The organism is Photobacterium rosenbergii (assembly GCF_033022775.1).
GTDB classification, from domain to species: domain Bacteria; phylum Pseudomonadota; class Gammaproteobacteria; order Enterobacterales; family Vibrionaceae; genus Photobacterium; species Photobacterium rosenbergii_A.
On record NZ_JAWJZI010000004.1, the window covers coordinates 398,887 to 424,549 of the forward strand.

Below are 25,663 nucleotides of genomic sequence, written 5' to 3' on the forward strand. Positions count from 1 at the left end.
GCTTTATTAATTGATTAATTGATTAATTAGTTGATTGAATAGAATATTAGTAAACAACATGTTCAGCGGCTAACATCCCGTAGTTAAAATCTTTTTCTAGCTCTTCCTGGCTTAATTCAACCCTAGCATCCGCTGGCAAGTCTGCTTGATGGCGAGCGGCTATGAACTGTGTTTTCTGTTTTTCAGCTTGGTGTGCTAACCCCTTGAAACAACGATTGCAGGCTAGCTGGAAGTTGACCCCTTTCTGTTTACTGAAGAAGTCTGGGCTCGATGCCTCAACCGTAATTTCTTTGGTTTTGCGGTCCAGGGCCACATGTACTTTGAGATCATTGGCAAGCTGGAACTTGTTCATCAGCTTACCTGATTGGTAAACAATTGATGCTTTCATTGACTCGGTAATGGCAATATTGTTGTTGGTAATATGCATAGTCTTTTCCCCAAGGCTTATTTTTCTTTGTTAGTTATTTTAACTTCCATTCCTTTATATCGCATGGAGGTTATTGAATATGGTGATTTTATATCTTTTTCAAAAAAATAATTTCGATTAGAAGTAAGGTAAATTGTCGTTTTAATTCTTTGTCTAAATTTATTATTTCCCGGCATATTTTTCTCTCTGCTTATTTGGCTTAACTTCAATGTATCACTGTGAATTGCCGGGTATATAGCTAAGTTTGGCATCATACGTTTCATTTTTGGTGGGAACTTTATTATTTAGGATGGAGCCATAAAGCAAAGAAAAATAACGTTATTAAGCAACTTGTTTATTTTGCCGTTAAATATAAAAGAGAAAAAGCAGCCTAAATGGCTGCTTTTTCTTATTTATTTTCTAATTGCCTTTCACGGGGTTACATCTTAACCACCACTTTGCCCATTGTGCGCTGTTCGCGAATCGCTTTAAGCTCATCCCCGACTTGATCAAGTGTGATGGTTTTCAGCTGGGGCACCAACACCTCACCCTCTTCCAGCAAGGCCGAAAAGGCTTCTCCGGCACGGACTAGGTCACGCTGTGCTTTCTCGCCATTACGGTGGCCAGAACCCAGGCTCAGCTGGTGAAAGCTCAACCCTTTCATAAAGGCATCCGGGTATGCCTCAGGGCGAACCGTCGAGACCAATTCGACCATCTCCCCTTCATAGCCCAAACAGCTTGCAGCAATGATATCGTTATCACCGCCAACACAATCCAAGGCGATAGGTACACCGGCACCATCAGTGATTGCCATTACCTGCTCGATTATATCTTGGCTGCGGTAATCAATAACATGGGTCGCGCCCAGTGAATGAACATAGTTGTGCTTGGCCTGTGAAGCAGTAGTGATAATCGTGTCGATCCCCATGGATTTGGCTAGCTGGATGGCAAAGCCACCGACACCACCCGCTCCGCCCAAAATCAAAATGGCATCTTGCTCCTGAGCATTCAGCTTATCGACCAAGGCTCGGTACGCTGTCCACCCGGCACATGGGCTGGCAGCGGCCACCTCAGCAGACACCTCTGGGTGGGCAACCAAAGTACGGGAGTCTTGCACCGCATACTCAGCAAAGGCGCCATGTGGGCGGAACATATCACCGTGATACAGCACTTTATCACCGGCCTGCCACTGAGTAACCTCTTCACCAACGGCAACGATTTCTCCGGATACATCCAGCCCGGGTACCCAATTGTCATTCATGCCAGTTGCGGCTGATTGCCAAAGGTGTATTTTTGAGTCGACCGGGTTCAAGCCGGCAGCGATAACTTTCACCACAACGTCAAAGCCCGTTGCCTGTGGCTGGGGTAGCTCTGCCATTACAAATTGATCATCACCGGCATGGTAGGTTAGTGCTTTCATCATCATCCTTTGTCTACTGCTGTTTTCATTGCTAATAGCTTTAGCGCAGAGTGTTTTTGCTTGCAATGTACCAGAACAGTTTCAACAAAATAATCTTAATCTTTTTATTTCACTAAATTATATATCAACAGCTTACACCAACTTGATGGAATAACCCCCTCATAACCGACATTACTTATCAATGACAGTCAGTAATATCACTCCCACAACATGAACGGCTAACCAGCACGTTCAACGGACCAATAGTGAAAGAGTGAAAGGTGATCCCGATGAAAAAGCGCCTACTGACCAGTTTAATGACAGCCAGCCTGATTGCCGGGTTAGGTGCCGCCCACGCCGCCGTAATGGAAGGTTTCCCTGCTTCGGGCGAAACCCAAGTCAGTGCCAGCAACTGGACACTGCCAACCTTCAACCAGTGGGCATTTCGCAATGTCGGCATCCATCCGTCGGTCATGGTGCCGCGAGATGGCGAGACGGTCTCTATCCCTTACAAAATGGACCAGTCCCTTGAGCAGGCCAGTTTTGAATATCAAGGTAAAAAGATCACCCTGCTAGAAGCGCTAGAAGCAGATCACACCGACGGGTATGTGGTGATTAAAGACGGACAGATTGTCTACGAGCGTTACTTTGGTGAATTTGGGCCACGCGACCACCACCTGTGGGCGTCCAGTACCAAGTCATTGATCGGTATGGCTGCCGGGATCTTGGTCGAACAAGGCAAACTAGATATCACTAAGAAAATTCCTTCTTACATCCCCGAACTAAAAGACAGCGCTTTCTCAGAGCGCACTGTTCGCGACGTGCTGAATATGATCACCGCACTGGATTACAGCGAGGATTACGTCAACATGGAGCCGGGTGCAACCAGCACCGAATACTTCCGTCGTCTTGGCTTTATTCCGGCCTATGATCTGATGGCGCTCGACCCGGCTAAGGACGATACCCCGAGGGGGATACAAGCCTTCTTGCCAAATATCGGGCAAAACCCGGATCTGTCACCTCGCCACAAGTTTGAGTACCACTCACCGAATGTCGATGTTATCGGCTGGATCATCGAACGCCAAAGTGGCCAACCACTACAGAAGTTCGTTGCGGACAATATCTGGGGCAAGCTAGGTACCGAGCATGACGCCTTCTTTATGACCGATATCGCTTATACGCCTGTCGCTACCGGTGGCTTCAATACCACTTTGCGTGACTTTGCCCGCCTTGGCCTAGCAATGGTGAACAATGGCCAATACAACGGCGAGCAGCTGTTCCCGGAAAAATGGGTCAAAGACACCTTTACCCTTAGTAAGGAAGAACGCCAGCATGTTAGCAATAGTCAGTACAAGGATACCGAACACGTCACTTTCGATGACAAGCTAACAGGTTACAAAAACTTCTGGTGGATCCATGACGAGGAGAAAGGCATTGCTACCGCCCGTGGCGTCTTCGGCCAAACCCTTTATGTGAACCAGGATAAAAACGTTGTGGTCGCAACCTTTTCCAGCGCACCAAGCGCCTCCAATGCTGCGAGGGATACTTATAAGCTGAAACTAGATATTACCCACCAGCTAGCCGAGCAACTATAAAGCTATTAGCTACCTGCCCTCATTTTTCCGCCTACCATCATCCGACCGTGGTAGGCGGTCTTTTTGATTTCCCATTATCTTAGCTAACCACTTGAAAAGCATTTGCTCTAGATTTAGCTTCTATAACAATAACCACTGCCGGAATCCGCCATGTTCACCCTTGAACAAATCTCTGCCTTCACTGCTGTTTATCAACACGGCTCATACAGTGCCGCCGCCAGGGCGTTGGACAAAGACCGGACTACCATCAGGGAGCATGTGCTCAGCCTTGAAGATAATCTCGGGCTACCGCTGTTCACTATTCTCGGCCGCAGCGCCAGGCCGACAGATTTAGCCCACCGGTTATACCCAAGGGCTGAGATCCTCGCCCGCCAGGCACAGGAATTTACCCTGACCGCGCTGGCCGCCTTTGATCACAGCCTGACCACGCTCAACATCTACCATGACGTACTGCTACCCTCGAGCATGGTGATCCAGATAGAACAGCAGGCCGCGCAGCATTTCCCGCAGCTCCAGCTCAACTGGCTCCACCGCAACCGCGATGAAACCCTTAATGATTTGGTATCGGGCGAAGCCCACCTCGCCATCATGCCCCACCGCAACAAGATCATCCCGGAAAAACAGATATGGTACCGAAACCTCGGCATGCTGCCGCTGTCGATTTATGTCGGCAAAGATCACCCGCTGGCAGCCAAAACGGATGTCTCGCTCAAAGATCTCCAACTCAACAAGCAATACATCAGCGAGAACCACTTACGGGCAGGAATAGACATGATGAAGATCTCGCCGCACCAGCACATCATCAGCAATAACGATGTGCTGATTGCGCTGCTGAAACACCAGGGATGGGCGGTACTGTCGCGGATCTTTGCCGAGGAGTATGTAGAAAGTGGCGAGCTGGTCGAGTTGGCACTGACCGATATCGTCAATGCCCACCGCCACGGGCTGACCCTGTATTACCCAACCCAGCTAGAAAGTGATCCCACGATAGGCCAGTTCATTGTATGGTTCAGCAGCTATGCCAAGCAATATATGGATTAACACAACAGGAAATCGCCTAAGAAATGTATGTGTTCAGAGAAGAGCAATCCTATTCGCGTTTACTCTCACGGTACACTTCGGGGCTCTGCCCGGTCCAGCTGGCAAACGCCCGATAGAATGAAGTCGTTTCTTGAAAGCCAAGTAAGTAAGAAATTTCAGCTAAGCTAGTGCGTGATTTGGTGAGGTAGAACTGAGCCAGCTCCCTGCGGGTGTCGCTCAGGATAGACTGGTAATTTTCCCCTTCGGCCGTTAGCTTACGCTGTAAAGTGCGTTTGCTCATTGCCAATTCGCTTGCCACGTTGTCGACCGACACCAAACCACTCGGGATAAGCTCCAGCAACGCGCTTTTCACCCGTTCAGCGGTGCTCGCACCGGCACTCAGGTTCGACAGTCGCTTTTGCAATTCAGGCTCGAAGAACTGCCACATCCCAGCATTCTCGGTGAGAAACGGCGCCTTGGCATCTTGTGCCCTGAATACGAGTTCAACCACCTCTCCTTGCACAACCTTGGTACCAAAATATGCGGCATAACGAGCAGGGTTGGCTGGGAGTATCGGGCTTTTTACCGCTATAGGTTCAATGTGCTTGCGGGTGGCAGTTCGCACCAACTGGGTGAAAAAAACCAGTTCAATCATAACCATAGACCGAGGTAATAACTCCCCGGAAAATTCAGGGCAGATACGGGCAGTCGTACACTCATCGGTGATCTCCAATTCCATCCTCATCGGTGCGATCAGCGGCTTGAAACGCTGGATACGCTCAAGGGCCACATTGAAGTTTGGGCTGCACAGGCTGGCAAACAGCGGTGGATTAAAGCTCTCTACCGCAAACACTTCCGCCATCATAAGGGCAATATCCAGCTCGCCGGCGATTTCATCCAATGCCCAGAAGAAACGGAAATATTCCTCTTTGTTCATGTAAGCATCATCCCGGCTGAGCAAATCTTTGGGCAAATTGGCAACCCGCAATAAATTGGCAGCGTCAACGGCCATGTCCTTTAACCATACCCGCCATCCCGGATGCACCTGAAATTTTGATGCCAGCTTCATAGCCTGCCTCCCACCATACTTTGCCCGCTACTATCTTATTGTTTTTCCATTGCTTGGCGGGACACCTTAAGCACCATTTTGCGAGGCAGCAATGGAATAATCCAGTTCAGCACAAAGCGCAGCTGGCTTTCGTTGAATGCCACCAGTTCGCCTTTTTCCATCGCCTGATAACCACACTCGGCAACCGACTTGGCTGATTTGGCTTTCTTCCAAATATCGACACCGTCGAGATCGCCCGCCGCTACAAAACCCGTCGCTACCGCGCCAGGACAAAGTGCCGTTACTGATATGTTCTTATCAGCCACTTCCTCGGCAATGGCTTGCGAGAACGAGGTGACATAAGCCTTGGTCGCGTAATACACGGCCTGTAATGGCCCAGGTATAAACGATGCGGTGGAAGAAACATTGAGAATTTTACCGCGTTTGCGGGCCACCATTCCCTGCAGATAATAGTGGGTCAAGTTGGTCAGGGTGACCATGTTGAGTTGCATCATCGCTTGGTCTGCTGCCAGATCACGCTCATAAAACTTACCGTGTCCGCCGAAGCCGGCGTTGTTGATCAGCACATCGACCTCGATACCCTGCGCCTCAGTGTGCTCGAATACCTCTTGGGCAGCCGTCGGTGACGACAGGTCTTTTGCCACCACGACCACCTGAATACCAAACTGCGACTCTAACTCCTGCTTCAGCGCTTCCAGCTTATCCAAGCTACGGGCCACCAACACCAAATCCCCTCCTTTGGCGGCATGGATGCGGGCCAGCTCTTCGCCGATCCCGCCCGATGCCCCGGTGATCAGCGCAACATTTGACATAATGGCAGATTGAGTGGCTGTGATTGATACCGTGTTTGACTCTGACATGGCGGACTCCCTAATGAGTAATAAATGTGTTCGTTAGGGATATAGTAGTGAATGGGCAACAAACCACACTGTCCGATCGCGCCATGGTGTTAGCCAATAGCGCCAAATCGCTATCAGATAAAACAATACCAATTTAATCAATAAATTGGCCGTAAAGTTGAAGGTTAGCGAACCATCACTCCCTTCACCTCCCCCGTTTTTATCAAGTGCTGCTCAAGCTCCTCTAATGAAGAGAATCTACCGCTCGCCACAGCAAAACGAGGGTCATCAATACTGTCCGGTACAGCAAACGTCGTCATACCTGCCGCTAAGCCAGCAATCATGCCTGTCACGCTGTCTTCAATCACCACACACTGGTTAGCAGAGACATCCAATTTTTGAGCTGCTGTCAGATACACGGATGGATGGGGCTTACCATGTTCTTCATTGTCGGCACTGCACACCACCGAAAAATACTGACTAATATTCAAGCTATTAAGTACCGCATCAATGATCGGCATGCTTGATGAGGTGGCTAACGCAATTTTCACTCCGGCGCCCTGCAGCGTTTGCAGTAATGATACGACCCCTAGCTTAGGCTCTCCATGCTGGCGAATCAGTGCGACAACGGCTTGCATGATACTAAGCTGCAGTTCTTCCGATGGTATATTCAGATTAAAGTGCTGACACCAAATCTTGGCAATGTCATCTAATCGGCGCCCCATAGTCAGGCGAATGCAATCGTCAAACGTAGCAGTCATGCCATAGCCTGCCAATACGTCCACCTGTGCCTGTCGCCAATAAGGCTCGGAGTCGATTAGCACTCCATCCATATCAAAGATAACCGCATCTTTTTGCATCATACTTACCTCTTAATCATTGGTAATTGCATCCTAGAGCGACATTGAACGGCAATAAAGAGAAGAGTTCATACCCGCAGCTTTCCCCCTTTCCAGCTACGCCATAGCGTTACTTTTCTGGCTTTGGTGTATCTGTTCCCCGCATGACTGCCGGATGGTCAGCTTGGGTGAGAGGATGATCTGTTTGGCGGGCTCTTCACTGCCATTGATCCGCAATAGCAAGGCTTCCGCGGCGGTCCTGCCAAGTTCCTTGGCACAGGCCGAGACAGTAGTGAGAGGAGGAACCGTCTCGGCAGATTCGGGCAAGTCATCAAAGCCGATCACAGCTATATCTTCCCCAACGCGCAATCCCCTTTCCGCCAATGCCCGCATTGCCCCGTAGGCAATGGTATCTGTGTAGCAGACCAGGGCGGTCACATCCGGCCTCTCGTTAAGCAGGTGCAGGGTTTCCAAATATCCTTGTTGCCGGCTGTTGTTCTCGCAGCTTCGTACCAGTTGATAGTCAGGTTCAATCCCCTGCTCCATCAACCTCCCCATATAACCGCTGACCCGGTGTGATGCCGTTTTCGATCCGATAAGATTGCCGACAAAACCAATCTTGCGGTGGCCGAGTCCCAACAGGTAATCGGTCGCTATCTGCGCCCCCTTGAAGTTATCGATCCCGACAAAGTCATATTCATCGAGATCCGGCGATCGCACCGCAAAAACCACAGGGACATTACGCCGCTTGAGGGCATGGAGGTAGTCGGTATCCAGCCGTTTGGCAGGGCATACCACTAACCCCGAGGTGTTCTGGCTCATCAGCGACTCAATAAAGCGCTGCTGCTTTTCGGCATCGGACTCACAGTTGGCAAGGAACAGCAGGTAGCCGTCGCTGTCGAGTTTATGGCTGATCCCCGCAGTCAGCTGGTTATAGATCGGGTTGGTGATGTCATGAAGCACCAGCCCAACTAGGTTGCTTTTCTTGCTGCTCAAATTCGCCGCCGACTGGTTGTACACATACCCCAGCTCTTCAATGGCAGAAAAAATCCGCTCCCGGGTGTGCTCTGATATCCGCCCCTTGCCCCGCAGGGTCAGCGACACGGTCGTCGCACTGACCCCACAGAGTTTGGCGACATCATGGATGGTGGGTTTAGCCATGGTTAACTCCTGATTTATCGCTAAACCATTTATCCCAGAAAAAACCCCGATTTCTCGTGAACAACCTCACACAATCCCAGATATGGCGCGGGATTGTTGTGGTTTTTGAGTGGTTTAACGGGTTTACCAGTTAGGCCATTTAATTTGTATGGGTTTAAGGTAGGACACAGATAACGACGGCGGGAATAAGTAAGCCCTTCCCGCCAAAACAACATCAAACCTCTACCAAATACAACAACGAAACGGTGCCCTATGAACCTGAAAAACCTGGATTCGGTACAGCGGTTTGCCAAGGCCATGCTCTTTGCCGTGACCTTCATCCTACCGTTTGCCGCCATCATGATATCGCTCGGAACCATCGGCATGAGCCCCATGTTGCTGGGCGGGATCCCCTATGTCGGTGACCTCTTTGCCTTTGTCGGCAAATACCTCAATGTCGGCGGCTGGGTGATCCTTGCCAACCTGCCTTTCTTCTTCGCCCTATGTGTCGCCTCGTCCCTGACCGGCAACAAGCAAGCCGGGCCGGTGATCATCGCTGGCCTGTTCTTCTTGATGGTGCACAAGCTGATTGGTGAAATGAGTGTCTGGTACTTTGGCGATATCAAAGGCTTTACCGATATCCAGTCCCCGATGGATCTATTATCACCGATTGCCAACCCGGAATACGTCAACATCTTCCAGGATGTGCTGGGGATGCCAACCTTCCGTATCGGTATTGTCGGCGCCATCATTGTCGGTATCCTGTCAGCCCGTATCTGGGAAAAGTACAAGACGTTCGACAAATTACCTATGGCACTGGACTTCTTCAACGGCCAGCGCTTCTGCGTGTTCGTCACCTTTATTTACGCCTTTATCATGGCTGCAGTATTGATGGTGGTTTGGCCGATTGTCGGTGACGGACTGGATGCCTTCAGTATTTGGGCGGCACAAAACGGTGATTATGCAGCACCTTTCTCCAAAGCTTTCCTAGAAACCGCACTGCGCCCAATTGGCCTTCACCACGTGACCAACGCTGTCTGGGAATACACCCCAATCGGTGGCGAGTTCTACTCCGAGCTTAAAGACATGACCATCATCGGCCTGCACCAGGTTGGTCCGGCGCGCCTTGATGAAATTGTCCAGCTGTTCAACCTTGGCCGCATTTCGGACGCCCAGGCTATCCTGGCCGACCCGATGATGAACAAGATGATGTTCTACCAAGACTTCCATGGCTTGTTCACCCTACCGGGCGCGGCACTGGGTATGTACCTTGCGATCCCGAAAGAGCGCCGTACCGCCAAAATCAAATCTATCTACCTAAGTACGACCCTGGCCGTGGTTTTCACCGGCTTCTCAGAGCCACTGGAGTTCATGTTCGTATTCGCCTCACCGGTACTGTACGGGGTGAATGTGGCCTTCCAGTCAATCATTTCGATGATGCCGGACTTCTTCAAGCACATGTTCGATGACCCGGCGATGATGACCTGGTACTTCCGTGGCCTGCCGAACCTGCTGACCAACTACCTGGTACAAGTCGGCTTTATCCTGGGCCGCTGGTATGAGCTAGTGATTCTGTTCGGTACCGGGGTGATTTGGTTCCTGATCTACGGTGTGACCTTCAACTTCATCATCCGCAAGATGGACGTCACTATCCTGGGCCGCGAGAAAGAAGACGAAGCCGAAGAAGCCAATGACTCTTTCGTTACCCGCATGGCCAGCCAGAGCAACAAACGTGTCGAAGCCATGGTCCATGTCCTTGGCGGCCTCGACAACATCGATACCATTGATAACTGCATGACCCGCCTGCGCCTGTCGGTCCACGACAAGTCGAAGGTCGATATGAGCAAGAAGACCTGGCAAAAGCTCGGCGCACTGGATGTGGTCGATGCCGGTGGCAACAATATCCAAGCCATCTACGGCGCATCGGTGAGTAACATCAAGATCCAGCTCGAAGACTATGTCGACGAAGCCAGAAGCCAAACATCAAACGTAGCGAACCCACTCGCATTCGAATAACCCAATTAACAAACAAATATAAGCCCGCCCTTCCCGCCGGGAAGGGACGGACACCGCTTTACTGAGGAAAAATAAGATGTCTGATAAAAAAATCGCTAACGTTGTAATGCAAACACACTGGGACAATGAATGGTACTTCACAGACCGTGAGGCACAGGTCCAACTGACCTACAACGTGCGTGAAATCCTATCCATGCTGGAACGCGGCGAGATGAAATACTTCCTATTCGACGGCCAGACTGCAGCTATCCAGGATTACCTCGATGTCTGCCCGGAAGACCGCAGCCGCATCGTCAAGCTGGTTGAGGAAGGCAAACTGTTTATCGGTCCTTGGCATACCCAAGCCGAGACGTTTGCGGTTTCAGGCGAATCGATGATCAACAACCTGATCTACGGGATTGAATATGCCGACCAGCTTGGTGGCTCATCTTACGTGTCATACCTGCCAGACAGCTTTGGCCACCCGACGGATTTCCCTAAAATCTTCAACGGCCTGAATATCGAAAACCTATCGATCCGCCGTGGCATGGGTGACAAGCACAATGTCCCAACCGAATTCTGGTGGGAAAGCAACGACGGCTCCAAGATAATGACCAACGTGCTAATCGACGGTTACCACTGGGCGGTAGACCCGTACTTCGAAGGTGACTTGCTGACACGTAACATCCGACCTGAGTGCACCACTAACGACATGACCTCACTGGAGCTTGCGGCCCACAAAGCGCCGACCAAGAACTTCCTGCTGCCATTGGGCGAAGATCAGACTCCGGCATTTGCCAACTTCTACGAGCTGCTGGACAAATACAACAAAGAGTCTGATCTGTACGAGTTTGTCGAAACCACTTACGACGAGTTCTTTGCCAAGGTACGCGAAGAAGCCGGCGACTCACTGCCGACGTATAAGGGCGAGCTACTATGCCCGCAATATTCGCGTATCCACAAGTCCATCAACTCGGTGCGCTACGACGTGAAGCAAATTCATGACAAGGTAGAGCGCCTGATGACCTACACCGTCCAACCGCTAATGGCGATGGCGGACAAAGTTGGCCTGCCATACGAGCGTGGCCTGCTTAAAGAGGTTTGGAACCTGCTTTCCCGCGCCCAGACCCACAGCGTTTGTACCAACACCGACGAAACCAACGAGCGTATCTATGTACGCCTGAAAGAAGCCTATGATCTGGCGCTGACCGCACAAGCCTTCATCGCCCGTAAGCTGGCGGTATCGTCCAAGTACGGTGATAACAGCACGCCTATGGTGGTGGCAAATACCCTACCGACGAAGCGCACACTCACCGACCGCTTCAAGATTTACACCAAGAATGAGCACTTCGCGCTAATCAATGATGGCCAAGAGCTGCCTTACTCGATCGTTGGCAAAACCCGACCATACGGCGGTGTTATCCGCGGCGATGAAAGCCTGCACAATGAAGAGAAATACTACTTCGTCACCGAAGTGGAAATGACTTTGGAAATGAATGGTTTCTCTTACAAAACCATTGAAGTGGATGACTCAAAAGCGGGTGCTGATGTCACAGTCGCCATCAACGAAACCGCCAATGTGATTGAAAACGATGATTACGAAATCACCCTAAAAGGTGGCGAGCTGACGATTGCCAACCGCAAGACAGGGGTAACGTACACAGATGCCATTCGCTTTAGCAATGATTCGGATGCCGGTGACAACTACGACCACAGCCCAATGGAAAATGATTGGGAACTGGATCTAGACCTCAACAACTCCCTGGTAACTATCGAGAAAACGCCAGCTACCCAAACCCTGACGGCCAAAGGCAAGTGGTTGGTACCGGCAAACATGGAAGAGCGCGCAGCACGTATCACAAGCAGCGAGCTTGCGTACGAGCTGTCTCTGTCGCTATGCAACACTTCTGATGTTATTGGTGTTCACATTGAAGTGGATAATAAAGCGCTCAACCACCGTCTGCGCATGGTGGTCGATTCCCAGGTAGCGAGTGAGTTCTCTTATGCCGGTACCCAGTTCTCTGAAATCGCCCGTGAAGTGAACCCGCCAGAGCTTAAAACTTGGAAAGAAGATGGTTGGTTGGAAGAGCCGACAACCACGGAACCGCTATTGAACACCGTTGCACTGAAAGAAGATGGTAAATACACCGCGATCTTTACCCAGGGCTGTAAAGAGTACCAAATCGTTGGTGAGTCGTTTGACAAGATTGCGGTCACGCTATTCCGTGCATGTGGCCACTTTGGTCTGCCGGATCTATCACGTCGCCCAGGACGTGCCTCTGGTACACCGAACAAGATTACCGCGACGCCAGATAGCCAACTGCAGAAGCGCCTGACGTTTGACCTTGGTATCGTGACGGGCTCAGATTACAAGTCAAACCTTGTCCGCCAACAGTACGTTGAGTTTGCGACCGATACGGTGTTCTACCACGAGCAGAACCTATGCCGCGCCGGTGAATACAACATCAGCTTCTTTGCCACTAACCCTCTTCGTGAGCAAGTACCTGCAAACTTCAGCCTACTTGAAGTAGAAGCAACCGATGCGGTGTTCTCTACCCTGACCAAGGCGAAAGATAACAATGGTTACCTGCTGCGTATGTATAACTGCGAAGAGCAAGCAATCGAAGCCGGCCAAATCAACACGGTTCATGGTTACCAGCCACGCGAGTTGACTAACCTGCTGGAGCAAAGCCAGGGCGAAGTCACGCCAACCCTTCGCCAGGGTGAGCTTCGAACTGTCCGTATTGCCTAACCTCCCCGTAACAGTGGCCGGCCTATGCCGGCCACTGCCTGAGTATTCGCTATGTTGATTGATGATCCTATTTTTTACCTCGTTGCCGTGCCTGCCATCCTGGTCTACGGTATCGGCAAAGGGGGTCTGGGCGGTGCCGTCGGCGACGTTGTCGTCCCCTTCATGGCACTTGCAATTTCCCCTTCTTTGGCTGCCTCTATCCTGATGCCAATCTTGATCGTGATGGACATCTTTGCCCTGCGCCACCACCGCCGTAATGTCGACTGGCAGCAAATCAAAGCAATGCTGCCGGGTGGGGTTGCCGGAGTGGTCATTGCGGCCTTGTTCTTAAAACAACTGCCGGAGTACGGGCTGCAAATCCTAATCGGGGCGATTTCGGTGGGCTTTGTGATGCTTTATCTGTTCAAGCGCAGCGCAACCGAACACCAATGCGGCCGCTTAGGCGCTGGCGTCTGGTGCGGGCTGGGCGGCTTTACCAGTACTGCTATCCATGCTGGCGGCGGACCGGTAAGTATTTACTTACTTCCGCAGAAACTGGATAAGCTCAAGCTTATTGGCACTATCGTCTGGTTTTTTGCCATTATCAATTTCCTCAAGCTGGGTGCATACACTTATCTGGGCGGGATGAGCATCGATAACTTGATGACCGCTGCTGTGCTGATGCCGCTGGCACCTATCGGGGTGCGTATCGGTGTCTACCTGCTGCACCGAGTAAGCCAAGATCTGATCTACCGCTTGTGCTACCTGTTCTTGTTTATTTCCGGGTTTAAGCTGCTGCTTGATGGCATCAGCCAGGCGATGGGAGGATAAGGCCGCCCCCTATTGGTCTTCGCCGAGCTGATTTCACTACCCCAGTCCGGCAAATCCCGATATGATTGAGGGATCAAGCCCAAAGGTAATACAATATGACCAACAAGAACTTTGCATTGGCAGCAACCGAGCTGCTCAACCGCCGCGTAGCCGGTACCAAAGCGGCACGCCTTGACGAGCAGCAGCGCCCGGCCAACGTCGAAGATGCGCTGAAAATTCATGCTGCAATGATTGACCAGCACAGCGACAAAGTCGGTGGGTGGAAGTGCCTACTACCACTTTCAGACGACAAATTTGTGGTAGCGCCTATCTTTGCCGACACGATTCAAACTGGTACAGCTCAGCAAGGTAACAGCTGTGCACTTTTCGCTGACAACAATGTCGTTCGCATCGAGCCAGAAATCGCCTTTATCCTGAACAAGGATCTCCCTGCGAATCCTGAAGGTTACAGCGAAGCACAAATCAATGATGCAATTGGCCCATGCCACATGGCACTGGAGCTGATGCAGGCACGCTTTGCCGACGACAGCGGTGCCGAGTTCTTCGAGAAACTGGCAGATTGCCTGGTCAACCAAGGGATGTTTATCGGCCCGGAAATCGATCGTGAGCAAGCATTCGCAGCAGCCAAGATTGACATTACGGTGAGCCAAGGTGAGCAAGTACAAACATTCGCGGGCGAGCACCCGAACTCGCTACCGCAGAACCCAGTGTACTGGCTAATCAACTACATGACCCGCCGTGGCATGCATTTCGCGGCAGGTGAAGCCATTATCACCGGTTCATACTGCGGTATTGTTGAAGTCGAATTTGATAAACCAACGACGATCAAATACGACGGCATCGGTGAGTACCAAGTGACTTTCCAAGAGAAAGCCTAAATGAAAAAGCGGGAGCACTAGGCTCCCGCATATCTTGAAAGGTGTTGGCTGGTTGGATAGTAAGTATTAACTTACCTGAAGCTCAGCCGCTTGTGACTTTACCAAACGGTATTTCTTCAGGGTTACCGTAATCAAGCAAGTTACAACAGCACCGACGATCATACACATTACAGCGATAACCGGCTTGTTCATCGCACCCAGCAGCGCCACAATCGGGCCACCGTGGGCAACGGTGTTGGTAATGCCGAACAGGAACGCCATTACACAAGCCACCATACTACCAATGACATTGGCTGGGATAACAGTCAGTGGGTCACGGACGGCAAACGGGATAGCACCCTCACCGATACCAACAAATCCCATCGCCCCTGCCGCTTTACCCGCTTCGATTTCAGTCTGGTCAAACAGGCCCATCTTGCGGCCGATAACAGTAGACATCCACATCGCCAACGGCGGAACCGGGAAGGCACAAGCCAAGGCACCCATAAACTGGGTCTGACCGCTGGCAATCATGCCGACACCGAACAAGAAGGCTACCTTATTAACCGGGCCACCCATATCAAAACCGGACATGGCACCGAGGATCATTCCCAAGATAATGATGTTGCCACCGCTCATGTTCACCAGCATTGCATTCATCGAGTCGATCATTCCCGCCACTGGCGCACCGATAAGGGTAATGAAAATCACCGCGATGAAGAATGTACCGGATAATGGCGCAATGATAATTGGAACCAGCGGCTGCATCACTTTCGGGTAATTTAGGCTGGTGACCCAGCGGATGAAATAACCCACCAGCAAGCCAGCAATAATGGCACCGATAAAGCCTGTCCCGACTTCTGAACCGTAGAACGAACCGTTGTTGGCAATCCAGCCGCCAATGAGGCCCGGGGCCAAGGCAGGGCGGTCACCCACAGCATAGGCAATGTAGCCGGCCAGAATTGGGATCATCAGGGTGAATGCCACGACACCGACATCCAATACCGGTTGCCAGAAACTGCCTTCAGGGATCTGCATACCTTGTTCGGTTGGCACACCGCCAATGGCCAAGGATAGGGCAATCAGCAAACCACCAGTTACCACGAACGGGATCATGTAAGACACGCCGTTCATCAGGTAGGTGTAAAGCGCCGAAGTCGCCTTGGTTTTCTGGGCTGGCGCCTGATGGCTCTCACCACCGGCCTGGGCTTGGTAAGCTGGCGCCTGCAGCGCATTCTCAATCATCTGCTTGCCGCGTTTGATCGGCTCTTTCACACCGCTCTTGATTAGTTTTTTACCGGCAAACCGATTCATGTCTACCTGCTTGTCACAGGCCACAATGATGGCATCAGCACGGGCAATCTCTTCGGCACTCGGGCTGTTCTTGACCCCTATCGAACCATTGGTTTCGACCTTGATTTCATAACCCAGCTCGGCTGCTGCTTTTTCCAATGATTCAGCGGCAAGGTAGGTATGGGCAACCCCGGCAGGGCAGCCAGTGACACCGATTAAAAAGCCTTTGTTTGCAACTTCAGCTGCTGACTCTTGCGCAGGATTCGCCGGTTTCTCTTCAAGCAGCAAAGCAAGCGCTTCCTTAGGAGTCTTGGCTGCCAGCAACGCATCGACAAACCCGTCTTCGATCAGCTTGCTAGATAGCTCGGCCAACACTTCGATATGGTGGTCGGCACCGCCATCAGGGGAGGCAATCATGAAAAACAGCTTAGATGGCAAACCGTCTTCCGAACCGTAATCGATGCCTTCGCGGCAGATACCAATTGCAACCGCAGGCTCAACTACCGCCTTACTTTTGGCATGGGGGATCGCAATACCATCTTCAAACCCTGTGCTGCCCTGGGCTTCACGGGCCTGGAGATCAGCAACAAACTGGGCCTTGTCGCTGATTTTTCCCTCGCGTAACAGGAACTCGGACAAGGTATCAAACACGTCGTCTTTGTTTGTGACCTTCAAATCGAGGCACATCAAATTCTCATTAATAAGAGATGTAATCATGGCAAACTCTCTTTTGTTGTAATGAGCGGCCCTGCCAGCAGGGCCACTTAACTGTAGGAACAGATAGATTCAGGGTTAGTTGCGCACGTAAGCCTTGATGGTGGCAATTTCCTGGCCTTCGCTCTCGCCGTACGGGCGGATAACGTACTCACCAACCGACGCTGGAATCACGAAGGTTTCCGCGTAGTGCACCACGTAAGGTTCGAAGGCACCGGTCGGGCTCTCGACAACCGCCTCACGGCCTTCAATCAGGTTGAGGACATTGACGTTACCGCCAGTGTGGTGGGTCACAGCCTTGCTGAACCAGTGGCGGCGGGTTTCGATAAACTCTCGCTCATGCAAACCGGTGCGCTCTTCGCGCCAGCCATCGCCCTCACCAATGAAATCAACACGGTTGACCAAGTTCTCTTCAGTCCAATCGGTATCGCGGTCCCACTGGATCACTTCCTTACCATGCTCAAGGTGAACCGGGCGTGGCAAGCCGTCCATTCCCAGGCGATCCCAATCCCACAGCTTAAAGGTAAAGATATACGGCGTTGCACTGATTTCCAGTACCATCGCATTACTGCCGGAGCAGTGGATTGTCCCTGCCGGGATCAGGAAGTGGTCATGTTTCTTGGCTGGGAACTTATTGATAAAGCGCTCGTCATCAAACGATTTTTCACCGCGCTGCGCGGCCTGCAGATCGGCCATCATCGCATCCGGGTCGACATCGTTTTTCACGCCGAGGTAAACCGTTGCATCATCACCAGCGTCAAGCATGTAATAGCTCTCGTCCTGGGTGTAGTGCATGCCGAACTCCTGCTGGATGTATTCGGTCAGCGGGTGGACCTGCAAGCTGAGGTTCTGTCCCTGCATGGTATCTAAGAAGTCGAAACGGATTGGGAACTCGGCACCAAAGCGGGCATGGACCTCTTCACCCAGCAACGCACGCGGCTGCAGCATCACCAAATCCTGTGATGGGATTTCGACGCGGATACCATCGACCATCAAGTAAAGGCTGTTCTCTTCCGGCACACAGTCAAAACACCATGCGTAATTTGGTTTGTCCGGATCAAGGTCGCACACTTCCTTCATCCATTGGCCACCCCATACGCCCGGGTCAAAGAACGGTACCAGGCGGAAAGGCTGGTTGGTCGCTTGATCAAGACCGGCGCGGAATGCCTCGCCGCTGATCAATTTCGGGGTATCAGCCACATTGGTATCAAGCAGGAAGTCAGTACGCTTGAGCAGCGGGGTTTTATAGCGGTCGAAGACACGCCATTCAATGAAGAATGCACGCTTGTATCGGCGCAGTACATCCTCGTCATTGTTCTCGACACCCCAGTTGCCAATTTCGCCACGGCGGTAGCGCTGCTGGATTTCCCAACGGGCCAGATCGGCATAGACATGGACATCGCCATCGTGGATCAACGAGGCACCCGGGCCATAAACCACCACCAGCTTCGATTGGCTCTCATGGACATTGCGCTTGAGGGCATAAACCTGCTCATCATCGAAGAACTCAACCAACTTGTGCGGGGCAATCACACCAAACACCCTGTCATCGGTGATATGGCGCTCGATCATGGCGAAGATTTTCTCTTCTGGGTATTTCGCCTGCTCTGAGCACAACAGCAGAGCTTGGGGGAATGCAGCCGCCAGGGCCTGCTCCAAATCGTTTAGGTTAACACCAGGGTAACAGTCGACAACCAGTACGGTTTTGTCTTGGCCCAAAGCGTGGACCTTGCTGTCAACCGCATCAAACAGGTTATCCCAGCCCTGCCAACTCTGGCCGGCGAAACCTGCCACATCGATATGGGGGAATTTGTCGTAGTTTGCTTTTTGGTTGTTCAAATAGCTCATGATTGCACCTCATCAATTCGTTGAGGTGAAGATATATCGATTAACCACCAGCCATCAATTTGGTTAATGTGTTTAACCACTCAGTTATGGTTTAAACGATTAACCTTGGCTTTTTGACGTGATTAATGTCACAAAAAGGTCGCTTTTCAACCATTATGATTAGATTAAACGATTAACCTTAGGTTTAAATCTATCATGGCTACCATTGTTGATGTTGCCAAACACTGTGGTGTCTCCACCGCTACCGTGTCTATGGTATTGAGAGATAAAGGAAGAATTTCCGACAAGACCCGCCAGCGCGTGCTCCAGGCGATTGATGAGCTGGGCTATGTCTACAACCAAACCGCCGCCAACCTGCGTAACCAGCACAGTAACCAGATCGGCCTGCTGCTCAATGATATTACCAACCCGTTCTACAGCGAGATGACAGCTGGACTCAGCCAGGAGATGGAAGACAACGACCTGATGCTGTTTTTAGCCAACAGCGAAGATGCCGTTGCGCGGCAGAAGAAATTTATCGAGTCCCTGCTGAGCCAGAAAGCCGGCGGGCTGGTGCTCTGCCCGGCCAAAGGGACAGATCAGAAGTTCCTTGCCACCCTCAAACGGCGCCAGCTGCCGGTGATCCTGGCAGTAAGGGATATTGAAGGCACCGACTATGACTATGTCGGCACCGATAACTTTTATGGTGGGCAACTGGTCACCCAACATCTGCTTGATCTCGGCCACCGCCACATCGCTTTTATCGGCGGTGACAAAGCGTCGAAAAACCGGGCCAGCCGGATGGGCGGCTACATGAGCAAACTAATCGAGCATAACATCACCCCGCAACTGGGCTGGATGGCCACCTGCCCGGCAACCCGTAATGGCGGCGCTGCGGCAATGGAAACCCTACTCAAGCATCACCCGGAAGTTACTGCGGTGGTGTGCTACCACGATATTGTCGCCTTCGGGGCGATCCGTACCTTGCGCCAGCACCAACTCGAGCCAGGCAAGGATATTGCCATTACCGGTTTTGACGATGTCCCGGAAGCCGCCGACACCTACCCGGCCCTGACAACAATATCTGTCTCGGCGAGGGAGATCGGCCGCCGTGCCGGTGAAGCACTGCTAGAGCGTATTCGCGGCAATACCGAACCGCAAAAGCGGATCATCATCCCGCCGAAACTAGTGATCCGCCAGTCCTGCGGCTACACGGATCCCAATGACAACGGCTAGTGCACGATTTCTGGAACGATGATCAAGCAACGATCCGAATGTCACCTTGATCATCGTTCCACTGTTTTCGATCGAATCCAATCAAGAGAGTCCTATTACATGAACACCATTCGCCTTGGTAGCATCCAGGATGTGCCTGTCATCCATGTCCGCCATCCCAAAGCAACGGCCGATATCTCACTGTTTGGTGGCCAGGTGCTGCGCTTCCAGCCGGCCAACTCCCATCAAAGATTATGGCTGGGTGAAAAGGCCATATTCAACCACAGCACTGCTATACGCGGTGGTATCCCGCTATGCTGGCCATGGTTTGGAAACCACAAGCCGGGTCCCGACCCACTTTCACAAACCGCCCATGGCTTTGCCCGCCAGTCACTGTGGAACCTAGACCACAGTGAAAGCAATGAACAAGAGGCCCGGCTTCGGCTGGTACTCCGTGCCAATGAGCATACTTTGTCACTTTGGCCACACCACTTTGAGCTGCAGTTAGACATCACTATCGGTGAATCCCTGACATTAAGACTGACCAGCAAAAACACCGGCGCCAAACCTTGGTCGTTCACCGGTGCTTTCCATAGCTACTTTGCCACTGACGATATCCGCCAAAGCGAGCTGAGAGGCCTAGGCCGGCTATATCTCGACAGTGTGGATAACGGCACTCCCTGTAATGGAAATGGCACCCTGGCCTTTGCCAAGGCGCTGGATCATGTTTATACCGCCCCAGAAACAAACTGTGTCCTTTCATTGCCACAAGGAACAACGCAGATAGCCGCAACCGGCCATGACAGCTTGGTGGCCTGGTCGCCTTGGCGGGAAGGAGCTGCAGCAATGGCAGATCTGACAGACGATGACTACCTCAGAATGTTCTGTGTCGAGCCAGCAGTATTCCAGCAACCGGTTTGTTTACAGCCGGGCGAGGAGCATGTGCTGAAAATGACCATCAGTTAATTAGGCAACAAAACAAAAAAAGGCCCCAACCATTGGCAATGCATGGTTGGGGCCGTTCCGTTAATGCCACGTACAATTAATGTGCTGATTTACAAGCTAGGCTGGCTGGGCCTGCGTTTGGATTTGAGCTTGCTGGTACTCCGGGTAGTCGATGTAACCCTTGTCATTGCCTCCATAAAGGGTCAGGCGGGCATCAGCATCAAACTCGGTAAGCGGCCAGTTATTTTTGAAACGCTGCACTAAGTCTGGGTTGGTGACATACGGCGTACCGAAGGCCACCAAGTCGGCATACTGCTTATCAAGCAGTTGCTGAGCCGTTTCCTTGGTCAGCTTGCCCGCTACCATAATCGGGTTCGGGTACACTTCCCGCACTTGCTGGCGGAATGACTCCGGCGCTTCTACATAGCGTGAAATATTTTCCGAGAAGTGGACATAGGCCAGGTTCATCGGTGCCAGTTTTGCCAATGCTTTAAGCGTCAACTCGATAATCTCCGGATCTTCTTCGGCATAACCCTCAATCACGTGCGGTGACACCCGGATAGCCACTTTGTCACTGCCGATTTCTTTGGCAACAGCTTCAACGGTTTCCAGCATAAAGCGCATGCGGTTTTCCTGGCTGCCACCATACTGGTCTGTGCGCTGGTTGCTTGCCATACGCATGAACTGGTCAATCAGGTAACCGTGGGCAGCGTGGATCTCAACGCCATCAAAACCGGCTTCCATCGCATTCTTGGCCGCCTGGACAAAATCAGCAATGGTGTCCTGGATGTCCTGCTCGCTCAAAGCGCGTGGCATATCGGTTTCCACCATACCAAAGCCGCCTTCTGGCAATGGGCCAAACACCTGATCAGGATCTTTTACCGCCGATGCCGATACCGGCTGCTCACCGGCGATGGTTTCGTGGCTGCGGCGGCCTACGTGCCAAAGCTGAACAAAGACTTTACTGCCGGCACTATGTACAGCCTCTGTGACTTTGTTCCAACCGTCGATGTGAGCCTGGGTATAGATACCCGGGGTCATCGAATAACCACGGCCAACCGCAGAGATTGGCGCGCCTTCGGTGATAATCAAACCGGCATTGGCACGCTGCTTGTAGTAGGTTGCCATCATGTCGTTTGGCACATCACCCGGCTGCGAGGTACGCGAACGGGTCATAGGGGCCATCGCAATACGGTTTTCGAACGACTGCTGACCGTAATTAAATGATTCAAATAGCATTGTTTCTCTCCAGCTAAAACTTAAACACACTCTGGGCTGGTTTCAGCCTGGTAAGTTGGGTAATCGATCAAACCTTTTTCAGCCCCACCAAACAGGGTCTCTGGGTCATGGGAGGCCAGTGGGTAACCGTTTTCAATCCGGGCAGGCAGATCCGGGTTGGCCACAAACGGGCGACCAAAGCCAATCATATCTGCCAAACCTTCACCAATGGCCTGCTCGGCTTTGTCGCCATCGTAGCGGCCGGCGTAAATCAGTACGCCTTGGAAGGCTTCACGCAGCGCCTGATTGAATGATTTAGGCGTATCTGGCGCGTCATCCCAGTCCACTTCAGCAATGTGCAGGTACACAATATTGTGCTTGTTTAGCAGCGCTGCAGCGGCGGTATAGGTTTCTTGCGGGTTGGCATCAACGGTGCCGTTAAGCGTCGTCAAAGGCGCAAGGCGAACACCCACACGGTCAGCTCCAATGGCTTCAACCATGGCGGCTACCACTTCTTCCAAAAAGCGCAGGCGATTTTCCAGACTGCCACCATAGGCATCGGTGCGGTTATTGGCTTCTGAGTCTATAAATTGGTTGATCAGGTAACCGTTGGCGGCATGCAGCTCGATACCATCGAAGCCAGCTTCTACTGCATTAAGGGCAGCTTGGCGGTACTGCTCAACAACGTCCTTGATCTCTTCAACAGTCATCTCGCGCGGCTCAACCACATCGACAAAACCCGGTGCATCTGTACCGTTGTCGATAAATACCTTGACGTTTTCAGCCTTGATCGCCGATGAAGAAATAGGCTGCTCGCCACCAATATTGTCAGGGTGGGTCACACGGCCGACATGCCATAGCTGGGCAAAGATAGCGCCACCTTCGGCATGGACCGCATCGGTAACTTTTTTCCAGCCAGCGATTTGCTCCGGGGTATAGATACCCGGAGTCCAGGCATAGCCTTTGGCCATCGATGAAATCTGGGTCCCTTCGGAAACAATCAAGCCGGCACTGGCGCGCTGGGCGTAGTAAGTTGCCATCAAATCATTGGCCACATCGCCCGGTTGGCTGGCGCGTGAGCGTGTCATCGGAGGCATGACAATGCGATTTTTCAGGGTAAGGCGGCCGAGTGTCATCGGCTGGAATAGTGACTTGGTCATAACTGCTGCCCTCTCAATTAGGATGGGGGCAGTCTAGCAAGTCATCAGTTTTTCATTGATAGCAAGAATGACAAATAACTTTTGTAGAAAATGAAATAATCAACACGGCCTATTTAAGCTGTACGATTTGCCACGAAGCGCTTCCTGAATTCGCCAGGACTCAGCCCCATTACCTTGATAAAGACTTTGCGGCACGCACCTGCATCCTCATACCCAACTTGGTAGGCAATGGACTCGAAAGGCTCGATGGTTGCTTCCAGCAACTCACAGGCCTTCTGTACCCGCAGACGCTGCAGGTATTGGGTGGGTTTGAAACCGGTCGCTTTGACAAAACGCCTCAACAAAGTCCGTTCAGTCAAGTTGGCACGGCGCGCCAGGCCGGCAATCGTCATAGGCTGGCTGTAGACGTTGTTGAGCTCGTGCTGCAGCGCCACGATAGCTCCATCACCATGCTGGTAACTGGGGCTGAATTGCTGGTAATAGCGCTGTTCACGGGCGCCGGTATCGACCACCAGCATTTTGCCCACCAGCCGCATCAGTGCTGGCGAACCCAATTGCGAGACAACCTCAAGCCCCAGGTCAAGCCACGACATCATGCCCCCGGCGGTGATCACATCGCCTTGGTTGACAAGGATTTGGTCAATCGCTAGCTCCACACTAGGAAAATATTGCCGGAACAACGGTGCCAATCCCCAATGGGTGGTAACTGGCTTGCCTGCCAGCAATCCGGTCTTGGCGAGGATAAATGCCCCGGCGCAGGCCGATGCCAAAATACTGCCCTGTTGGTGCTGCTTACCCAGCCATTCAATTAACGCTTTGGGAGGCGTGAGGTAATCATCGCCAAGTTGGCTCGGCGGCAATATCACAACTGCATAGCTTGCATCCTTGTTATCCAAGGGGGCCGGATCAGGCATGTTAGGCGTATCAAAGGCTATTAGCTCAGCCTTGAAAGTTACATCTATCACCTGCTCTTTACTGGCATGGTTCGCCATGGCAAAAAGCTCCTCCAAGCCGTATACCGCCGAGCGGAGGCTGTTGGGGTACTGGACAATGGCGATAGAAACAACAGAAGAATTCATGGGGAAAGGCTCTTTGTCAGTTTTAACCTTATTTATGTCATTTTAGACACTGAGAAACACACAAATCAATCCCTATACTGGCTCCATATTCATTGTTTAACCCCTTGGTTTAAAACTCACACACGTAACCGGAGTCCGCTAATGTCTAAGAAAGCACTACTCGTAATCGACCTACAGAATGACTATTTCCCAGGTGGTAAATTCCCGCTGTGGAATACCGAGCAAACCCTCGCCAATATCAAAACAGCTATTGCAAAAGCCAACCAGCAAAACATCTCGGTGATCCATATCCAGCACCTTGCTGATCCGGCGATGGGCCTCGCTCCATTTTTCAATCAAGGCACCCAAGGTGCCGAGATCCATCCAGAGATCATGGCAGCAGCACCAAAAGGTGAAGTGGTGATCAAGCATTTTGCCGATAGCTTCGAGCAGACCAACCTCGAGCAGGTACTGAGCCGCCATGGTGTCGATGAACTATTGGTCTGCGGCATGATGACCCAGAACTGCGTAACCCACACCGCAATCTCAAAAGCCGCCGAAAAGTACAAGGTCTCAATACTGATGGACTGCTGCACCACGGTCGATGAGATGATCCACAACATCGCCCTGCATGCAGTCTCGACCCGTGTCGAGCTGGTAGCCAGCGAGCAGGTATTGTAAGGGAATGGGCTATGGGCTATGGGCTATGGGCTATGGGCTATGGGCTATGGGCTATGCAAGAAGCCAAGTCTAATTGGTGGAAAAACACAAAATTAGACTTGAGTCCATGTTCAGCTTAAAATTGAACTATCGTTCACAAATTAGGCTGGAAACTCATCATGGCAAACCATGCAAAATTTGACCGTCAGCAAGTCATCGACAAAGCCACGAGCCTGTATTGGGAAAAAGGGTTTCACGCGACGTCGATGCGCAACCTGCAAGACGTCATCGATATGCGTCCCGGCAGCATTTACGCCGCCTTCGGCAGCAAAGAGGGGCTGTTCAAAGAAGCCCTGCAACATTACACCGAACAAGGGGTGGCAAAGTTGGCCGCTTGCCGAGCAAATAGTCCCTCGCCCGTGGCTGCCCTGAAACTGTTCATGGAGCAGTTGGTGATCAACACCCAGCACGGGGCACCGAGCGGCATGTGCATGCTGGCCAAGACGGTGGCCGAGCTCACCGGCGAGCATGAGGAACTGCTGCAAGAGGCCAAACGCTCTTTCCGCAAAATGGAAAGTGAATTCGAAAAGCTGATCGTCGAAGCCCAGGAGCTGGGTGAGATTGACAAAGAGAAAGACCCGCACCAACTGGCCCGCCATATCCAGGTACAGATCTCAGGGCTTCGCACCTATGCCCGCGTCAACGGCTCGGATGACGATGAAAATGGCGCTCCGCTAAAACAAATGATTGAGGATGTGTTCAACCACTATCCGTTCTAGGCGATAGCTCTATTGCCATTACCTATCAAGCCAGCCTCCAGTGCTGGCTTTTTGATACTCACAGCAAACTACA

The 25,663-nt window shown here is 51.8% G+C and carries 22 protein-coding genes; 10 read left to right on the top strand and 12 right to left on the bottom strand.

The features are described 5' to 3' along the window. Window positions 1–46: 46 nt before the first annotated feature. The 3 genes from R2X38_RS12685 to R2X38_RS12695 all read right to left on the bottom strand — a co-directional run bounded on the left by R2X38_RS12685 (window position 47) and on the right by R2X38_RS12695 (window position 1,826). Window positions 47–427, bottom strand: coding sequence for an HPF/RaiA family ribosome-associated protein (locus R2X38_RS12685; RefSeq protein ID WP_317522611.1), 381 nt, complete (start codon window positions 425–427; stop codon window positions 47–49). 17 nt (window positions 428–444) lie between these two features. Further along, window positions 445–690 (bottom strand): hypothetical protein, encoded by a 246-nt coding sequence (locus tag R2X38_RS12690; protein ID WP_317522612.1) that lies wholly within the window; start codon window positions 688–690, stop codon window positions 445–447. Between the two features lie 155 nt (window positions 691–845). Beyond that, entirely contained in the window at window positions 846–1,826 is a 981-nt protein-coding gene (locus tag R2X38_RS12695) for a zinc-binding dehydrogenase (protein ID WP_317522613.1), read from the bottom strand. Between the two features lie 269 nt (window positions 1,827–2,095). Here R2X38_RS12695 and R2X38_RS12700 point away from each other — a divergent pair, with 269 nt between their 5' ends. Together R2X38_RS12700 and R2X38_RS12705 are read left to right on the top strand one after the other, a co-directional pair. Beyond that, a complete protein-coding gene (locus tag R2X38_RS12700; protein WP_317522614.1) occupies window positions 2,096–3,400 on the top strand; it encodes a serine hydrolase in 1,305 nt (434 codons plus the stop codon). Between the two features lie 150 nt (window positions 3,401–3,550). Next, the gene (locus tag R2X38_RS12705; protein WP_317522615.1) at window positions 3,551–4,441 is read left to right on the top strand and encodes a LysR family transcriptional regulator; all 891 of its coding nucleotides are present in this window, start codon (window positions 3,551–3,553) and stop codon (window positions 4,439–4,441) included. 49 nt (window positions 4,442–4,490) lie between these two features. On the opposite strand, the gene R2X38_RS12710 is transcribed toward R2X38_RS12705, so the two are convergent. The 4 genes from R2X38_RS12710 to R2X38_RS12725 form a co-directional block, all read right to left on the bottom strand. Further along, window positions 4,491–5,489 carry an AraC family transcriptional regulator gene (locus R2X38_RS12710; protein ID WP_317522616.1) on the bottom strand — a complete coding sequence of 333 codons (999 nt, stop codon included), beginning with the start codon at window positions 5,487–5,489 and terminating at the stop codon, window positions 4,491–4,493. A 35-nt stretch (window positions 5,490–5,524) separates the two neighbouring features. After that, the gene (locus R2X38_RS12715; protein WP_317522804.1) at window positions 5,525–6,301 is read right to left on the bottom strand and encodes an SDR family oxidoreductase; all 777 of its coding nucleotides are present in this window, start codon (window positions 6,299–6,301) and stop codon (window positions 5,525–5,527) included. Between the two features lie 212 nt (window positions 6,302–6,513). Further along, window positions 6,514–7,191 (bottom strand): hexitol phosphatase HxpB, encoded by a 678-nt coding sequence (gene hxpB, locus R2X38_RS12720; RefSeq protein ID WP_317522617.1) that lies wholly within the window; start codon window positions 7,189–7,191, stop codon window positions 6,514–6,516. 93 nt (window positions 7,192–7,284) lie between these two features. After that, the gene (locus R2X38_RS12725; RefSeq protein WP_317522618.1) at window positions 7,285–8,328 is read right to left on the bottom strand and encodes a LacI family DNA-binding transcriptional regulator; all 1,044 of its coding nucleotides are present in this window, start codon (window positions 8,326–8,328) and stop codon (window positions 7,285–7,287) included. Window positions 8,329–8,580: 252 nt separating this feature from the next. Between R2X38_RS12725 and R2X38_RS12730 the strand changes: the two genes are divergently transcribed. The 4 genes from R2X38_RS12730 (at window position 8,581) to R2X38_RS12745 (ending at window position 14,742) form a co-directional block, all read left to right on the top strand. Continuing rightward, a complete protein-coding gene (locus R2X38_RS12730; protein ID WP_317522619.1) occupies window positions 8,581–10,323 on the top strand; it encodes a PTS transporter subunit EIIC in 1,743 nt (580 codons plus the stop codon). A gap of 76 nt (window positions 10,324–10,399) precedes the next feature. Further along, on the top strand, window positions 10,400–13,054 hold the full coding sequence (locus R2X38_RS12735; protein WP_317522620.1) for a glycosyl hydrolase-related protein: 2,655 nt from the start codon (window positions 10,400–10,402) through the stop codon (window positions 13,052–13,054). Window positions 13,055–13,108: 54 nt separating this feature from the next. After that, a complete protein-coding gene (locus R2X38_RS12740; RefSeq protein WP_317522805.1) occupies window positions 13,109–13,864 on the top strand; it encodes a sulfite exporter TauE/SafE family protein in 756 nt (251 codons plus the stop codon). Between the two features lie 95 nt (window positions 13,865–13,959). Then, on the top strand, window positions 13,960–14,742 hold the full coding sequence (locus tag R2X38_RS12745) for a hydratase (protein ID WP_317522621.1): 783 nt from the start codon (window positions 13,960–13,962) through the stop codon (window positions 14,740–14,742). A 66-nt stretch (window positions 14,743–14,808) separates the two neighbouring features. On the opposite strand, the gene R2X38_RS12750 is transcribed toward R2X38_RS12745, so the two are convergent. Beyond that, entirely contained in the window at window positions 14,809–16,731 is a 1,923-nt protein-coding gene (locus tag R2X38_RS12750) for a fructose-specific PTS transporter subunit EIIC (RefSeq protein ID WP_317522622.1), read from the bottom strand. A gap of 75 nt (window positions 16,732–16,806) precedes the next feature. Then, window positions 16,807–18,576: a class I mannose-6-phosphate isomerase gene (locus R2X38_RS12755; protein ID WP_317522623.1), complete on the bottom strand. Its 1,770-nt coding sequence runs from the start codon at window positions 18,574–18,576 to the stop codon at window positions 16,807–16,809. Window positions 18,577–18,771: 195 nt separating this feature from the next. Between R2X38_RS12755 and R2X38_RS12760 the strand changes: the two genes are divergently transcribed. Both R2X38_RS12760 and R2X38_RS12765 read left to right on the top strand, forming a co-directional pair. Continuing rightward, the gene (locus R2X38_RS12760) at window positions 18,772–19,791 is read left to right on the top strand and encodes a LacI family DNA-binding transcriptional regulator (protein ID WP_317522624.1); all 1,020 of its coding nucleotides are present in this window, start codon (window positions 18,772–18,774) and stop codon (window positions 19,789–19,791) included. Window positions 19,792–19,890: 99 nt separating this feature from the next. Further along, a complete protein-coding gene (locus tag R2X38_RS12765; protein WP_317522625.1) occupies window positions 19,891–20,736 on the top strand; it encodes a D-hexose-6-phosphate mutarotase in 846 nt (281 codons plus the stop codon). A 96-nt stretch (window positions 20,737–20,832) separates the two neighbouring features. On the opposite strand, the gene R2X38_RS12770 is transcribed toward R2X38_RS12765, so the two are convergent. The 3 genes from R2X38_RS12770 to R2X38_RS12780 form a co-directional block, all read right to left on the bottom strand. Beyond that, window positions 20,833–21,954 carry an alkene reductase gene (locus tag R2X38_RS12770; protein WP_317522626.1) on the bottom strand — a complete coding sequence of 374 codons (1,122 nt, stop codon included), beginning with the start codon at window positions 21,952–21,954 and terminating at the stop codon, window positions 20,833–20,835. Window positions 21,955–21,974: 20 nt separating this feature from the next. Beyond that, on the bottom strand, window positions 21,975–23,093 hold the full coding sequence (locus R2X38_RS12775) for an alkene reductase (protein ID WP_317522627.1): 1,119 nt from the start codon (window positions 23,091–23,093) through the stop codon (window positions 21,975–21,977). A gap of 113 nt (window positions 23,094–23,206) precedes the next feature. After that, the gene (locus tag R2X38_RS12780) at window positions 23,207–24,172 is read right to left on the bottom strand and encodes a GlxA family transcriptional regulator (protein WP_317522628.1); all 966 of its coding nucleotides are present in this window, start codon (window positions 24,170–24,172) and stop codon (window positions 23,207–23,209) included. 141 nt (window positions 24,173–24,313) lie between these two features. Between R2X38_RS12780 and R2X38_RS12785 the strand changes: the two genes are divergently transcribed. Next, window positions 24,314–24,832 (top strand): cysteine hydrolase family protein, encoded by a 519-nt coding sequence (locus tag R2X38_RS12785; protein ID WP_317522629.1) that lies wholly within the window; start codon window positions 24,314–24,316, stop codon window positions 24,830–24,832. Between the two features lie 158 nt (window positions 24,833–24,990). Next, the gene (locus R2X38_RS12790; protein ID WP_317522630.1) at window positions 24,991–25,590 is read left to right on the top strand and encodes a TetR/AcrR family transcriptional regulator; all 600 of its coding nucleotides are present in this window, start codon (window positions 24,991–24,993) and stop codon (window positions 25,588–25,590) included. Window positions 25,591–25,663: the final 73 nt, after the last annotated feature.

What these genes read in the sequence shown, in the direction of transcription:
- R2X38_RS12725 (WP_317522618.1), bottom strand. Translation starts at nt 8,328, where the DNA reads ATGGCTAAACCCACCATCCATGATGTCGCCAAACTCTGTGGGGTCAGT.
- R2X38_RS12770 (WP_317522626.1), bottom strand. Translation starts at nt 21,954, where the DNA reads ATGCTATTTGAATCATTTAATTACGGTCAGCAGTCGTTCGAAAACCGT.
- R2X38_RS12765 (WP_317522625.1), top strand. Translation starts at nt 19,891, where the DNA reads ATGAACACCATTCGCCTTGGTAGCATCCAGGATGTGCCTGTCATCCAT.
- R2X38_RS12760 (WP_317522624.1), top strand. Translation starts at nt 18,772, where the DNA reads ATGGCTACCATTGTTGATGTTGCCAAACACTGTGGTGTCTCCACCGCT.
- R2X38_RS12715 (WP_317522804.1), bottom strand. Translation starts at nt 6,301, where the DNA reads ATGTCAAATGTTGCGCTGATCACCGGGGCATCGGGCGGGATCGGCGAA.
- R2X38_RS12750 (WP_317522622.1), bottom strand. Translation starts at nt 16,731, where the DNA reads ATGATTACATCTCTTATTAATGAGAATTTGATGTGCCTCGATTTGAAG.
- R2X38_RS12775 (WP_317522627.1), bottom strand. Translation starts at nt 23,093, where the DNA reads ATGACCAAGTCACTATTCCAGCCGATGACACTCGGCCGCCTTACCCTG.
- R2X38_RS12735 (WP_317522620.1), top strand. Translation starts at nt 10,400, where the DNA reads ATGTCTGATAAAAAAATCGCTAACGTTGTAATGCAAACACACTGGGAC.
- R2X38_RS12780 (WP_317522628.1), bottom strand. Translation starts at nt 24,172, where the DNA reads ATGAATTCTTCTGTTGTTTCTATCGCCATTGTCCAGTACCCCAACAGC.
- R2X38_RS12705 (WP_317522615.1), top strand. Translation starts at nt 3,551, where the DNA reads ATGTTCACCCTTGAACAAATCTCTGCCTTCACTGCTGTTTATCAACAC.
- R2X38_RS12685 (WP_317522611.1), bottom strand. Translation starts at nt 427, where the DNA reads ATGCATATTACCAACAACAATATTGCCATTACCGAGTCAATGAAAGCA.
- R2X38_RS12745 (WP_317522621.1), top strand. Translation starts at nt 13,960, where the DNA reads ATGACCAACAAGAACTTTGCATTGGCAGCAACCGAGCTGCTCAACCGC.
- R2X38_RS12700 (WP_317522614.1), top strand. Translation starts at nt 2,096, where the DNA reads ATGAAAAAGCGCCTACTGACCAGTTTAATGACAGCCAGCCTGATTGCC.
- R2X38_RS12785 (WP_317522629.1), top strand. Translation starts at nt 24,314, where the DNA reads ATGTCTAAGAAAGCACTACTCGTAATCGACCTACAGAATGACTATTTC.
- R2X38_RS12695 (WP_317522613.1), bottom strand. Translation starts at nt 1,826, where the DNA reads ATGAAAGCACTAACCTACCATGCCGGTGATGATCAATTTGTAATGGCA.
- R2X38_RS12690 (WP_317522612.1), bottom strand. Translation starts at nt 690, where the DNA reads ATGAAACGTATGATGCCAAACTTAGCTATATACCCGGCAATTCACAGT.
- R2X38_RS12730 (WP_317522619.1), top strand. Translation starts at nt 8,581, where the DNA reads ATGAACCTGAAAAACCTGGATTCGGTACAGCGGTTTGCCAAGGCCATG.
- R2X38_RS12790 (WP_317522630.1), top strand. Translation starts at nt 24,991, where the DNA reads ATGGCAAACCATGCAAAATTTGACCGTCAGCAAGTCATCGACAAAGCC.
- hxpB (WP_317522617.1), bottom strand. Translation starts at nt 7,191, where the DNA reads ATGATGCAAAAAGATGCGGTTATCTTTGATATGGATGGAGTGCTAATC.
- R2X38_RS12710 (WP_317522616.1), bottom strand. Translation starts at nt 5,489, where the DNA reads ATGAAGCTGGCATCAAAATTTCAGGTGCATCCGGGATGGCGGGTATGG.
- R2X38_RS12755 (WP_317522623.1), bottom strand. Translation starts at nt 18,576, where the DNA reads ATGAGCTATTTGAACAACCAAAAAGCAAACTACGACAAATTCCCCCAT.